Consider the following 13,584-nt stretch of genomic DNA (forward strand, 5'->3'; position numbering starts at 1 on the left):
TCACTCGTAATAGCCCCTGTCCTGAAGCTGATTCAAGGGAAGCCGCAAAAAAATCGTTGTACCCTGATCGATTTTACTGACAATATCGATTTGGGCCTCATTCCCGTAATAGACCTTAATCATGCTGAATACATACTGCAGCCCGATTCCGTAACCCAGGCTGCCGCCGCCCTTCGCGGGGCTTAACAGCAGGTTTACCTGCTCTTCGGTCATCCCGGCGCCGCTGTCGGATACATTGATATAGAGGTAGCTGCTATCCGCATGAATGCGGACTTCTATGGCGCCTTCTCCCGTTTCTTCGCCCATTCCATGATATAAGGCATTTTCCAATAAGGGCTGTAATATAAAACGGGGCACATAGGCATGATGAATGCCTTCCTCGATAGCGATCCTGACATCAAAGGTGCAGTCGTACCGTATACCCTGCAGCGCAATGTAATCCTGCATCGCCTTGATCTCGTCCTGCAGCAGAACAAAGCTGCCTTCCTTGCCCAGGTTATGATGAAGAATCCGCGTAAATATGGAAATCAAACGATAGATTTCCTCCTGATTATTCATGCGTGCAATCCATTGGATCGTGTTCAAGGTATTGTGAATAAAGTGGGGATTGATCTGATACAGCAGCTTCTCCACTTCCAGACGGGCCTTGTCCCTTTCCTTGCCCTCAATCTCCTTGAACAATACAAGCACATGATCCCGCGAGCTCTGAAACTCTCTCAGCAGGGAATCAAATTCGACGATGCCCGTCATCTTGATGATGGCCGGCGAATGATCCTCATTCGTAATCGTCAGCTGCATTTGTATTTTTTTTAGCGGCCGGTATACGATGCGCCATACAAGGGAGGCAAGCAGCACGCTCAAAGCCAGGCACAGCAGACCGGTTCCCATATAGGTGTAGAGCCATTTGCGAAATTCAATATTAAAGGCATGACGCTCAATGGCGACCCCCAGTGTCCAGCCTTGCTCACTGGTCTTATTGAACAGGATGGTGGAATGAAGCGCGTTATCCGTTACGGCCGTTCCAAGCGGATACTTCATTTCGTCGTCGCTATAGACGATGATGCCATCCTCATTGGTCAGATAATTGACAACGGGCATCCCGTATTTGGCTTTGGCCAGTATTTTTTCAAACAAGGACAGATTGGTCTCCACATAAATATAAATGGGCTTCTGATCCGAATTGGTCACATCAACCGGACGCAAAAAAGAAAACACCTGATTATCCCCGAATGTATAGGCTGTTTGATGAGGGCCATAAAATTCTCCCCCTTTAGTCCGCGCAAGCAGCGTCTGGTTGAAGAGATATTCCTGATTTACAGCCATAGTCTCAAAATTTACCGTTCCGTTCTCGGAAAAATAATAAAGCATCAAGCCTAAATCCTTATTGGTAAAATTAATCAGGTTCATGCTCGCGCGGATTTCCTGCTGGCTGCGAAACTTCGCTACGATACTGGGGTTGGACAGCATCGCATACAGGTCCTGGCCTACGCTGCCCTCCGCTGACAGCTGCAAGGAGGCGTATTCCATATTGCTCAGCGTATTCTCCAGAGAGATCGATATATTTTCAAGCGTGTTGTTAATCCCGCTCTCGATTTTGTTGCGATAAATATTCTGGATCGACAGATAGGATACGATTCCCAAAAGCAACAGCGGAATGAGCGTATAGAGAAACAGTATCGTAATCAGCCTATTCTTCAGCGAATGCCGCTTGACCTGACTCCCTCCGCCCTTCATCATGCGTCCCCGCTCTTCAGGAGATTCTTGCGGTAGTCGGTCGGATATTGTCCCGTGTGATCGCGAAACAATTTGCTGAAATATTTCTCATCCTTATAACCCACTTCCGAAGCGACCGCATACATGGGAATGCTGGTGAGCGCGAGAAGCTTCCCCGCTTTAGCCATTCGGAGTTCCTTCAAGTATTTGCCGAACGGCTTCCCCGTCAGTATCTGGAAGCATTCGCTGAAATACCCGCTGCTCATGAAGACTAAAGCGGCCAGTTCGTCACGGCTGACAGAAACATGCTGCTGCATGTAACCGATCGCCTTCACGATACTGACGATCACTTCGAAGGAGTAGGGAAAGGCCTGCATGCCTTTCAGCAAATCATTGCGTATGGCCTCAAGGAAACGCACATGATCATCCCAAAAAAACAAAGCATAGCATTCTTTCATGTATTCCCGGTGGATTCCCTCAGGGAAAATCTCCTGCCATGGGCAAATGGATGAATAAATGATGTTGAGAAGACGAGTCCGGTCGGGAATAGACTGCTTGCTGTCCTGGAGCAGCTTTTCAAAGACCGCATCCTGATAAACCCAGTGCAGGGCCTCCCATTCCTGGTAAACAGACGATTCCATCCCTTCATTTCTGTCGCCCCTATGAAAATCCAGTAACTGCTGCTGGGATATTTCATAAACCGTCTGGTTGACGGAGCCTTCAAAGAATAAGGTGGCGGAGACAGCTGCCTGAAGCGGCTTTTTATGCTGAAGCAGAGGGTTGTCCTTCATATCCGTGACGATGACCAGGCGTAATTCTGTTGAACCCAAGAGGTTCTGATGGAGCTGCTTCAATTGGCTTTCTTCCCAATCCAGGCTAAGCCACATTCCAACGCCAACAGCCAAGAAACGGTGCGTACCGGATTCTTCGGGTAGGCCCTGTGAGGGGGAAACCGAGAGATCGACCAGAATACCGCCAACCTTTTTCTCCCGGACCGGGGCTATCGCCCTGTGTGCTTCTTCCATGCGAATTCTGCCGGTAATGCGGGAGAGTACCTCCTCCACGCTTTCCTTCTCCAGCTGCGTCTTCACGATATAATCGATGGCACCGACACGCATGGATTCCTGAATATGCTCAAATTCCTGATGGCAGGTCAGCACAACGCTCCAGACGCTCGGGTATTGCAGCTTGACTCTTCTCATCAATTCGAGCCCACCCATAACGGGCATCGTCAAATCGGCAATAAGCAAATGGACCTCATGGTTCCTCAAATAGGCCAAAGCCGCTTTTCCATTGCTTGCCTCACCTACAATCTCAATGCCAAAGCGAGCCCACGGGGTCGTGGTGATAAGGCCCTTTCTGACTAATTTCTCGTCATCCACAATTAATGCCTTGATCATGGCTGGCTCTCACTCCTTTATGCAAATGCCCGTGAAATAGGTCGAATGGGTTGTTCTAGCTATCATAGCCACAGTCGCATTTATTTTCAAGGAGCCGCAAACTCACTCTTTTACCGAGCCCATTACAATTCCATGGACAAAATAACGCTGCAAAAAGGGATATATGATCAGAATCGGCACCATCGCCACGACCAGCTTCGCCGCATTCAGGGTTCTCTCGGAAGTATTCATAACCTTGATCAACTGTTCGGTGGTTAAGCTTTTTATCAGCTCGGGATCGATCCTGACGACCAGCTGTTGAATATAGGTCTGGAGCGGATATTGCTCCGGCCGGTTCATGAAGATCAAGCCATCCAGAAAAGCATTCCAATGGTTAACGATGCTGAACAACGAAACGGTGGCCAGCGAAGGCAGCGCGAGCGGCAGGTAGATCAGGATAAGCGTTTTCCAGGGGCCGGATCCATCGACCACCGCGGCCTCCTCCAATTCCTTGGGCAGGCTGCGGAAGAAATTCATCACCAGAATGACGTTGAGCACCGGCACCGCTGTCGGGAGAACCAGGGCCCAAATGCTGTTCTGCAGGCCCAATGAGGTGACAACGATGAATAATGGAATAAGCCCGGCAGTAAACAGCATGCACACAACCAGAAACCACATATAGATATTGCGCCCGGGAAACAGTTTCGGCTGCTTGGACAGCGGATAGGCCATCAGCACCGTAACGGCAAAATTGATCGCCCCGCCCAGGAGCACCCGCTTAACGGAAACGCCGAAGGCCGTAAAAAATTTCTCATCTCCCAGCACGATCTGGTAGGAGCTCAGATTAAACCCGACAGGAAAGAAACGAACAAGCCCCGCATTAGCCGATGCTTTCTCACTGAAGGAAAGCACTACCGTGTACCAGGTCGGGTATAGACTCAGCAGGGTGACGACAGCCAGAAAGAGAAGGATTCCCGCGTCGACAAGCCGAACGGATAACGTTTGTGATCTTACCATGATCGATTCCCTTCCAACTAGAATATTCGGTATTTGGCAAATCTGGCGGCTAACAGATACGAAACAATGATGAGAATAATGCTGACGACCGATTTCAGCAGCCCAACGGCGGTCGCAAGACCGTACTGCTGCTCCAGAAGACCGATTCGATAGACATACGTGTCGATGATATCGCTTGAAGAATAAACAAGCGGATTATATAAATTAAATACCTGGTCAAAGCCCGCATTCAATATATTTCCCAAGCTTAGGGTGGATAGCAGCACAATGGTCGGGGCAATACCCGGCAGGGTGATATGGAGCAGCCGCTGCATGCGTCCCGCGCCGTCAATAGCTACAGCCTCGTACAAAGCCGGATTAATGGCCGTAAGTGCGGCCAAATAAACGATCGTATTAAATCCGAATTCCTTCCATACATCGCTTCCAACCAGAATACCGCGGAACCAGCTATTGTCGGCCAGGAAGATCCTGCCCTCGAAGCCAAACAAGCCAAACAGCTGATTGACGACGCCATCCAGTGAAAAGATGGATGCCAGCACGCCCGACAAAATGACCCAGGACATAAAATGCGGCAGGTAAACAATCGTCTGCACCCAGCGCTTGAACCAGCTGAGGCGTACCTCATGAAGCAAAAGAGCAAACACAATCGGGACGATCAGATTGGCAATCGTCTTGAGAACGGCAATAATCAGGGTATTCATAAATACACTGCGGATATCCTTCAGATGAAACATGAAATCAAAATTATCAAAGCCTGACCATTCCTGTTTCCAGACCGATTTGCCCGGTATGAAGTCCTGAAAAGCAATGGCAATGCCAAGCATGGGAAGAACGCTGAAAATAATCAGCAGAATCATGCCGGGAAGCAGCATCGCATGATAATGAAGATAGGTCTTTTTGTTTTTCATCGCTAACCACCGTCATCCAAATTTTGTGTAAAAAAGGCGCCGATCCCGGACCTGACGCCTTTTTGAGAAATTTTATTGCTTGGCGGCCTCCTGGACCTCTTTGACAATGTCGTCTCCGCCTGCGCTCTTCCAATCGGCTACATATTGATCAAAGGAATCGAGAGGCGCCTCGCCCACAATAATTTTCAGGAAAGCTTCATTCTCCATTTTTTGCAGAATGGCCCATTTCTTCTCCATCGTCTTCGTTGTGCCGAAGAACTCGCTGCGGGCGATATTGATATCGCTTCCTTCGACTACCGCAGAGCCGACATACCTTGCGGTCGCTTCACTCCAGGCGCTAAGATCCTTCTTCGGCGATTCCTCATTGATTTTCCAGGCTTCATACCACTTCTGCACTTCGCCGCTGGCCTCCGACTCACCCTTGGAGTCGATCAGCTCTTTCAGCTTCAAGTAACCTTGATACACGATATCTTCATAGTCGACACCCAGCGAAAAGGGAAGGGCGCTGGAATCAACCACAATGCCTTTGTACAGATCGGCAGCATCAGGATCCACGTTTTTTCCAATGGCCAGCATCTCGTTCAGCACCTTCACAACCGCTTCGGGATGCTTGTAATCCTTGTTCACCACAATGAAATTAGTCGATGGATTCTGATCGTAAGTGTTGAACTTTCCGGCTTCGTCAAGCGGCGAGGTAAGAGCAACCCATTCCGCCTTGGAATCATTCTTGACGGAATCCTTCAAGGCGCCGTATGGAAACCACCAGGGCGCGAAAGCAATTCCCACCTGTCCTGCTGCGACCAGCTCGTTCGGGTCCTTGCGGACGATAAACTCTTTGTCAATCAGACCATCCGCATACAGCTGATGAAGCTTGTCCAGCGCCGCCTTCATCTCTGGAAAGTTCGAGCTGTAACCGATCTGACCCGATGCATCCTTCATCCATTGACCCTTGTAGGCATGGAGGGCGCCGAGAATCGGATCAAATCCGTGATTGGTGTTCAGCCCTGCCAATACGGGCACGCCTGTGAAGCCATACGTATCTTTCTTGCCGTTGCCATCCGGATCGTTCTCTACGAAGGCTTTGGCAACCGCAATCAGATCATCCAGTGTCTTGGGAGGCTGAAGGCCTTCTTTCTCCAGCCAGTCCGCTCTGATCCAGGTCAGGTTGAATTCGCCGCCAATATTGGTGGAGGGAAGCGCCATCAGCTTGCCGTCGAAGGTTGCTTTGGACAACACCCGATCATCATAGGAATCATAGACTTCTTTGACCAGCGGACTGGCGGTCGTTTCATAAGCGCTGGTCAAATCAGCAATCTGCTCCGTTTCCACGAGCTGCTTCAGCTGCTGCTCATTGACGGAAAACATGTCCGGCAAATCGCGTGTGGAGATGGCAAGCGATATTTTCTGCTGGTAGGCTTCAGGCGTTTCGACCAGCCAATCATTCTCGACCTTGATATTGAATTTTTTCTCCATAAATTGGTAATAAGCATTGTCGTCGAAGGTTTCTCCGGCAGGCAGCCCGGAATTTTTGGAATTGATCACTTTGGCTACCGAGAACGTTACAGGCTCCTTGTAGGCGGTGAAAGGTCCCGCGCTTGCTTCGTCCGCCTGCGAATTTCCTGCGTTTTTGTCTGTATCCGCATTATTGTTGCTGCCGCAAGCCGTTGTTGCCACCATCATTACTGCAATAAATAAAACAACCCATTTTCGATTCAACCTGATTGCCCCCTTAGTTAATTTATGCGTATTTAAAGGTTTCCTAACGTTAGTATAGAGGCTGGAGGGAAGGACCCGGGAGAGAATCTCGTCACACCAGGGGGGAATTTCAACCGTTTCTTTGCCCGGTGAGGGGATGTTAGCAGGAGCAGCTAGTATCGAAAATAATCGGGCAAGAAGACACTGTCAGGGAATAATGGGGTTCCCTGACGGTTCTTTTTGTTCGTCAAAGCAGCTATTGCGTTGTCCCAATAACCATTCTCGTCAAAAATTATTCGCTTCAGTACCCTCTGCTCCATACCTCTAATCACAAAAATCGCAAAGAGGATGAAGTCCTGCTTCACCCTCACAAGAAAGGTCTGCCTGAGCTCCTGTAAGCCATAGGAGTTCAGGCAGACCTTTTGATTTTTACAGCACTGGCTCTGAAGAAATTGCAATTATGCTTATATTCCCCTCGCCTTGCCTGCCTTGGCACCTGCTTCAGTATAGGAAAAGCAAGTGGATCGCAAGGTCATAACGGATAATGGCAAGCCACCTGTCTCTCCCCGTCTGCAGACTGGAGGAGAGGCTCCTCCACTCTGCAGCGATCCCGGGCAATGGGACAACGCGGGTGAAAACGGCAGCCCGAAGGCGGATTGGCGGGAGACGGCACATCCCCCTGCAGAATAATCCGTTCGTTCTTGCGGTGCAGCACAGCCTGAGGAATAGCGGAAAGCAGCACGGACGTATAAGGATGCAGCGGATGCGCAAACAGCGCATCCGTCGGGGCCACCTCCACCATTTTCCCCAAATACATGACACCGACGCGATTGGATATATGGCGCACCACATTAAGTCCATGGGCAATAAACAAATAAGTCAGCCCCAGCTCCTTCTGCAGCTTCATCATCAGGTTCAGCACTTGAGACTGTACGGAAACATCCAGTGCGGATACCGCTTCGTCCGCTATGATGAATTTGGGATTCAGCGCGATTGCGCGGGCAATGCCGATACGTTGGCGCTGTCCGCCTGAGAACTCATGCGGGTACCGGTTGCGCCGGCTGACATCCAGCCCAACCAGCTCCATCAGCTGCACGACCCGGTCATCCTTCTCCCTGGACGACATTTTCCGGTGAATGCGCAGAGGCTCGCCTATGAGATCCCTAACCAGAAAGCGCGGATTCAAGGAGCTGTACGGATCTTGAAAAATAATCTGCATTCCCTCGCGGAGCCGGCGAAGATCCTGGCTGCCTACCTCATGAATGTTCTGACCGTCAAACCGGATCTCCCCGCCGGTTGCCTTCTTCAGCTTCAACAAAACCCGGGCCAATGTGGATTTTCCGCAGCCCGATTCTCCGACCAAACCGAATGTCTCGCCGGGCCGGATGCCGAAGGAAACGTCATCGACCGCCTTCACATGGCCAACTACGCGATTCAGCAGCCCGGTCCTGATGGGATAATACATCTTCACATGCTTGGCTTCCACCAAATACGGCTGGTTCATGGAAGGCCCACCTCCGTCCCGGTTCCATTCACAGCTTCCGTCGTCTGCTGCTCTTCTGCGGCAGTGGCCGACTGAGTGGCTCCAACCGTATCGCGGAGCCAGCAGGCGGCCTTATGTCCGGTCGCAGATTCCAGCAGAGGAGGCTCCTTTTCCCGGCAAGTCTCCATCACATACGGACAGCGGGAGTGAAAACGGCAGCCGGAAGGCAGCTTGCTGATGGGAGGAATGGCACCCTTAATCGTATATAATTCTTCTCCGCGATTCCCATCCATGCCAGGGATGGATCGCAGAAGTCCCATCGTATAGGGGTGGCGGGGATGCCCGAAAATCTCCTCTACCGTCCCCTCTTCCACAACGGTTCCCGCATACATGACCGCAATCCGGTCCGCGACTTCAGCCGCCACTCCCATATCATGAGTGATGAGCAGCATCGACATCCGGAATTCCCGCTTTAATTGGAGAAGCAGCTCCAGAATCTGGGCCTGCACCGTCACATCAAGCGCCGTCGTCGGCTCATCCGCGATCAGCAATTGCGGATTGCAGGAGAGCGCCATGGCAATGACGACCCGCTGGCACATCCCGCCGGACATTTCATAGGGATACTGTTTCGCACGTATTTCAGGAGCGGGAATGCCCACCAGCCGAAGCATCTCCACACTTCTATGCCATGCTTCCTTCCGGTTTAAATGCTTATGAACCTGAAGAACCTCCGCAATTTGGTCCCCTACCGTGAAGACGGGATTCAGCGCGGACATCGGATCCTGGAATATCATGGCGATTAAGCTGCCGCGAATCCGCAGCATTTCGCTCTGCCTTTTCTGTGCCAGATCCTCTCCGTTAAATAGGATCTGACCGTCCATGATTACCCCGCCGGCATAATCGACGAGCCGTACAACAGAGAGCGCGGTGACGCTTTTCCCGCTGCCCGATTCGCCTACCACGCAGAGAGTCTGCCCTTTATCCAAAGTGAGCGAGACGCGGTCCGTTGCCTTGACCATGCCCTGGTCCGACAGAAAACCGGTTGTCAAATTCCGGATTTCAAGTATTGTTTCCGCCATTGGTCCAGCCTCCTTCGCGGGATCGTGGTCTTCCTGGGGTCCAGCCCGTCGCGGATTCCATCCCCGATAAAATTCACGGACAGCACGACTAACAGGATGCACAGGCCGGGATATACAGCTTGTATAGGATCAACAAGCATAAATTCCTGCGCGTTGCTGAGCATCAGCCCCCAGCTCGTGTCCGGCGTCTGAACGCCCAGGCCCAGGTAGGATAAGGCCGATTCGCTCAGGATGGCTCCGCCTACCATCAGCGTGGCCGTCACAATGATCGGAGCGGACGCATTGCGAAGAAGATGGCGGAAAATAATGCCCCAGCTGGTCACGCCGGTCGCCCTTGCCGCCTCCACATACTGCATCTCCCGCAGCTGGAGATAGTTGCCCCGGACAAGCCGCGCCACCCCCATCCAGCTGGTGAAGGCCAATACCATGATCATGTAGGACATTTTCGAACCAAAAACGGCCAGAATCAAGATATTGAGAAACAGCGAGGGAATGGAATTCATGACGTCTACCAGACGCATGGCTATCGTATCCACCCAGCCGCCAAAATACCCGGATACCGCTCCAATCAGCGTACCGATCACGACGGACACGAAAGCAACGGCAAATCCGACAGAAAGCGAGATTCGGCTGCTGTATAACAAACGGGAGAATATGTCCCTTCCCAGCTCGTCCGTCCCCAGCAGATGATTGTCCGTACCGGCCGGCAGGTTAGGGAACATCATGTCAATCCGGGTAGGATCATAAGGAGCGATCCATTTGGCCAGGAAAGCCGCCAGGATAAACAGAAGCAGTACCGCAAGCCCCGTAACGGCAAACGGATTATGCAGAAATTTCTTCCAAGCCGCCCTCCATGGCCCCGGGGGGCGCGCTTCCACCAAGGCATCTTGAAGATCTGCCGGCGGTCTTGGCTCCGGATTCCAGTTTCCTTGCGGGAGAGGCTTCCCGTGCTCCACTTCAATCATAATGAGGCTCCTCCCTCCCGTCCCAGTTGGACCCTCGGATCTACCAGCGCATAGAGGATATCCGCAGCAAGATTGCCGATAACGACGATGACCGATACGATCAGCGTGATGGACATCAGCACGGAGTATTCCCTTGCCACCGCCATCTCGACAAACAGCCGGCCCATTCCGGGCCAATTGAACACACTTTCCGTCAGCACGGCGCCCCCGACCAGAATGGGCAGATCGAGTCCGAGGACTGTAATAATCGGAATCAGAGCATTCCGCAAGGCATGGCGGAAAATGACTCTGCGTTCTTTCAATCCCTTCGCCCTTGCCGTACGGATATAATCCTGATTCAGGACCTCCAGCATGCTGGACCGGGCATACTTGGAGTAGGAGGCCAGAAATCCAAGCGCGAGTACGGTCACGGGAAGTACAAGGTGAAGGAGCAAATTGCCGAGATTGCCTTCCATCCCCATCGTCCACATATCGGACAAGGGCAGCCAATTCAGCTTAACGGCGAAATACTCCTGCAGCAGAATCCCAAACCAGAACGTCGGCATGGCGAAACCGATATACGAGATGAAGGAAGCTGTGTGATCGGACAGTCCATATTCGACCGTGCTGTTATAAATCCCCCATGGAATGGCAATCAACAAGGAAATAAACCATGCCGAGCCCATCAGTACCATTGTGTTGAGCACGGTCGGCCACAGAATATCGCCGACTGGAATATGATTTTTGAAGGTGTGCCCGAGATCCCCCTGCAGCAAATTCCCAAGCCATATAAAAAATTGGACGGGAACGGAGCGGTCAAGCCCCAGATTATGCGCCTGAATTTTTGCCGCTTCCGGCGACATTCCGGGACCGAGAAACACCTGGGTCGGTCCGCCCGGCGCCGCATGGATCATGGCGAAGGTCAGCACCGAGATCAAGAACAGCACAAGGACGGATTGCAGCAAGCGGCGTATTAAATACTCAGTCATTGAAGCGTCCCCCGATTCCTGTACAAGGGAAGGCATCATATTACCTTCCCCTGTCATTTTGGCTGCTTGGCTTGGTTACTTTTTGTCAGACCACCAATTGATGGCGTGGAACAGGTACCCGTAAGCCAGGGAAGATTCAGGACGATCCTCCTCATCCCAATGAACGGTAGTGGAATCTACGCCTTGGGGAAGACCGTATTGATACAGGAACACATAAGGCAGGTCGGTGGAGATTTCTTTGCCGATTTCGTGATAAATACTTGTCCGCTCGGCTTGGTCGACCGTCAGCTGCCCTTTCACCCACAACTCATCCAGCTTCTCATTTTTGTACCACCCGCTGTTTTGTCCGGCAGGCGGGAAATACTTGGACGAGAAAATGCTCTCCGCGTCCGGGTCGGGATTGGACAGCGACCATGACAGGAGAACGGCCGGGAACTTGCCTGGCGTAACATTCTGGTCGATCCAGGTGGCAAAATCGATGCCTTTGGGCTTGACTTCAATCCCGACATCCTTCAGGTTCTGCTGAATGACTGCCGCCACCTGCTCACGACGGCTGTTGCCCGCATTATATTGCAGCTCGAAGGAGAAGCGGTGCCCATCTTTTTCCAGTATCCCGTCTTTCCCGGCCGCCCAGCCATCCTCTGCCAGCAGACTCTTCGCCTTCTCTGCATCATACGTGTAGTTAACCGCCTCATCGCCTGGATCTGCCCATGACCCGGGCAGGAATGGCGAGTTCATCAGTCCTCCGGATCCCTTCAGTACATTGTCTACCATACCTTGACGATTAATGGCGTAGGCGATGGCCTGCCGGGTTTTTTGCCCTTTGAACGGGGAATAGTTGTCCGGGAAATTCTCGTCTTTAAAGTTAAATGACACGTATTCATACGTCGGACCCGGCTCCAGGATGATGCTCAGGTTGTCATGTTCCTTGACCGCATCGATTTGAGTGACCGGGACGGCCTGCGTCATTTGGACATCGCCCTTGATCAGGGCTTGAACCTCTGTATTTTGATCCGCATAGATCTTGTAAATGATCTTGGCTATATGCGGCTTCTTTTCTCCCCAGTAATCCGGATTTGCTTCAAGGGTAATATATTGGCCTTGTTTCCACTCGGTCCACTTCCACGGGCCGCTGGTGACCGTTTTGGCGGGATCGACTCCGTAAGGATTCGTCTTGAGATCCTTGAGGGGGACATCTTTGAGTATGTGTGCGGGAAGAATGGAGATAAATAGCGAGAATTGAAAAGGAGCATAGACCTGCTTCAATTTAATATCGACCGTCTGATCATCTACTTTAGTAACGGATTCAATCTTATCGTACATGCTGATTCCCGGTGATGCCGCTTCCGGATTGCGAAGCGTATCGTAGGTATATACGATATCGTCGGCGGTAATCGGCTGTCCGTCGCTCCATTTGGCCGTTGTTTTCAATTTGACTGTATATGTTTTTCCATCCTCGCTGATTTTCGGCAGCTCCGCACCGATCGACCAAGGCTCAACCGCCAGATTGGCATTGCGGTCCAGATCGTACAGCTTGGCAAAGATCAGGGTTTCGATATCTCCGGAGGATGTATCATTAATGTACAACGGATTTATGGAAACAACATCGGAGAACGTGCTGATTGTCAACGTTCCTCCTTCTACAGGCGCACCAGGAGTTTCTGAGCTGTCAGCCGGGGCGGCTGGTTCGTCAGTTGTATTGTTTGCGGGGGCCGTAGTGGACGGTTCTGTTGTTTCGGAGTTCGCCGGGCTGTTGGAATCGGTGCATCCCGCCAGCAGAATACCAATAAGCGCGATAATGGACAAGCAGGACATCCATGCGGTAACTTTCTTCATAAATTAAACCTCCTCATAGTAAATAAACTCCCGGCTTACGCCGAGGCTAATTGGAGCCATTCCGCTCCTTAATAAATAAAAAATAAAGACTACATATACCTAACATAAAGAAAAATAAACCTATCATTTATGTAACATTAAATATCACCTTTCCTTCCCGATACATAATGTATCATATAAAATAGACGCTGTACATAAATTTCCAATCAAAAATACGCCATATTATGCAATTAAATTTGTCCTATTCATAAAACCACTTGTCATCTGTCATAAGATTAGTATATAAAACATTAAGATATGTTATTTTAACTGACATTCTGGTTGAATCGTTTGATTTTTAAGTAAGCGCTTACCATTTTGTTAACAATGCTTCCAACAAAATCTTGCTGAGCTATCTATTTTACTATCCGCCACCTTTCATCCCTATAGATTTTTTTAACCAGGTTAGCTGATAATCTCTCCCTTACCTCTTGTAAAATGGTTTACTTTCCTGAAATATACCAAATTTAACGAACGTTTACCATACAAATAATTTAATTTT

10 protein-coding genes are annotated in these 13,584 nt (G+C 50.7%); all 10 read right to left on the reverse strand.

Going from position 1 to position 13,584, the window contains the following annotated elements; translation table 11 throughout:
- The 10 genes from AC0YNV_RS35985 to AC0YNV_RS36030 all read right to left on the reverse strand — a co-directional run bounded on the left by AC0YNV_RS35985 (position 1) and on the right by AC0YNV_RS36030 (position 13,043).
- Positions 1-1,737, reverse strand: a complete 1,737-nt coding sequence (locus AC0YNV_RS35985; RefSeq protein WP_475772353.1) for a cache domain-containing sensor histidine kinase — start codon at positions 1,735-1,737, stop codon at positions 1-3.
- Positions 1,734-3,113 carry a response regulator transcription factor gene (locus tag AC0YNV_RS35990; RefSeq protein ID WP_475772354.1) on the reverse strand — a complete coding sequence of 460 codons (1,380 nt, stop codon included), beginning with the start codon at positions 3,111-3,113 and terminating at the stop codon, positions 1,734-1,736. The genes AC0YNV_RS35985 and AC0YNV_RS35990 overlap by 4 nt, the downstream gene beginning before the upstream one ends.
- 102 nt (positions 3,114-3,215) lie before the next feature.
- A complete protein-coding gene (locus AC0YNV_RS35995) occupies positions 3,216-4,109 on the reverse strand; it encodes a carbohydrate ABC transporter permease (RefSeq protein ID WP_475772355.1) in 894 nt (297 codons plus the stop codon).
- Positions 4,110-4,126: 17 nt separating this feature from the next.
- Positions 4,127-5,017: an ABC transporter permease gene (locus tag AC0YNV_RS36000; protein WP_475772356.1), complete on the reverse strand. Its 891-nt coding sequence runs from the start codon at positions 5,015-5,017 to the stop codon at positions 4,127-4,129.
- Between the two features lie 72 nt (positions 5,018-5,089).
- Positions 5,090-6,733 carry an extracellular solute-binding protein gene (locus AC0YNV_RS36005; protein ID WP_475772357.1) on the reverse strand — a complete coding sequence of 548 codons (1,644 nt, stop codon included), beginning with the start codon at positions 6,731-6,733 and terminating at the stop codon, positions 5,090-5,092.
- 511 nt (positions 6,734-7,244) lie between these two features.
- The gene (locus AC0YNV_RS36010) at positions 7,245-8,216 is read right to left on the reverse strand and encodes an ABC transporter ATP-binding protein (protein ID WP_475772358.1); all 972 of its coding nucleotides are present in this window, start codon (positions 8,214-8,216) and stop codon (positions 7,245-7,247) included.
- On the reverse strand, positions 8,213-9,274 hold the full coding sequence (locus AC0YNV_RS36015) for an ABC transporter ATP-binding protein (RefSeq protein WP_475772359.1): 1,062 nt from the start codon (positions 9,272-9,274) through the stop codon (positions 8,213-8,215). Before AC0YNV_RS36015 ends, AC0YNV_RS36010 begins: the two co-directional genes overlap by 4 nt.
- The gene (locus AC0YNV_RS36020) at positions 9,241-10,239 is read right to left on the reverse strand and encodes an ABC transporter permease (protein ID WP_475772360.1); all 999 of its coding nucleotides are present in this window, start codon (positions 10,237-10,239) and stop codon (positions 9,241-9,243) included. The genes AC0YNV_RS36015 and AC0YNV_RS36020 overlap by 34 nt, the downstream gene beginning before the upstream one ends.
- Complete coding sequence (locus AC0YNV_RS36025; protein WP_210045812.1) at positions 10,236-11,207, reverse strand: ABC transporter permease; 972 nt, start codon at positions 11,205-11,207, stop codon at positions 10,236-10,238. The genes AC0YNV_RS36020 and AC0YNV_RS36025 overlap by 4 nt, the downstream gene beginning before the upstream one ends.
- A gap of 75 nt (positions 11,208-11,282) precedes the next feature.
- Positions 11,283-13,043: a peptide-binding protein gene (locus AC0YNV_RS36030; protein WP_475772361.1), complete on the reverse strand. Its 1,761-nt coding sequence runs from the start codon at positions 13,041-13,043 to the stop codon at positions 11,283-11,285.
- Positions 13,044-13,584: the final 541 nt, after the last annotated feature.

The organism is Paenibacillus sp. JT31N11 (assembly GCF_056269285.1).

Excerpts from the sequence above, each read along its gene's own strand:
- AC0YNV_RS35985 (WP_475772353.1), bottom strand. The coding sequence starts at position 1,737 with ATGATGAAGGGCGGAGGGAGTCAGGTCAAGCGGCATTCGCTGAAGAAT.
- AC0YNV_RS35990 (WP_475772354.1), bottom strand. The coding sequence starts at position 3,113 with ATGATCAAGGCATTAATTGTGGATGACGAGAAATTAGTCAGAAAGGGC.
- AC0YNV_RS35995 (WP_475772355.1), bottom strand. The coding sequence starts at position 4,109 with ATGGTAAGATCACAAACGTTATCCGTTCGGCTTGTCGACGCGGGAATC.
- AC0YNV_RS36000 (WP_475772356.1), bottom strand. The coding sequence starts at position 5,017 with ATGAAAAACAAAAAGACCTATCTTCATTATCATGCGATGCTGCTTCCC.
- AC0YNV_RS36010 (WP_475772358.1), bottom strand. The coding sequence starts at position 8,216 with ATGAACCAGCCGTATTTGGTGGAAGCCAAGCATGTGAAGATGTATTAT.
- AC0YNV_RS36015 (WP_475772359.1), bottom strand. The coding sequence starts at position 9,274 with ATGGCGGAAACAATACTTGAAATCCGGAATTTGACAACCGGTTTTCTG.
- AC0YNV_RS36020 (WP_475772360.1), bottom strand. The coding sequence starts at position 10,239 with ATGATTGAAGTGGAGCACGGGAAGCCTCTCCCGCAAGGAAACTGGAAT.
- AC0YNV_RS36025 (WP_210045812.1), bottom strand. The coding sequence starts at position 11,207 with ATGACTGAGTATTTAATACGCCGCTTGCTGCAATCCGTCCTTGTGCTG.
- AC0YNV_RS36030 (WP_475772361.1), bottom strand. The coding sequence starts at position 13,043 with ATGAAGAAAGTTACCGCATGGATGTCCTGCTTGTCCATTATCGCGCTT.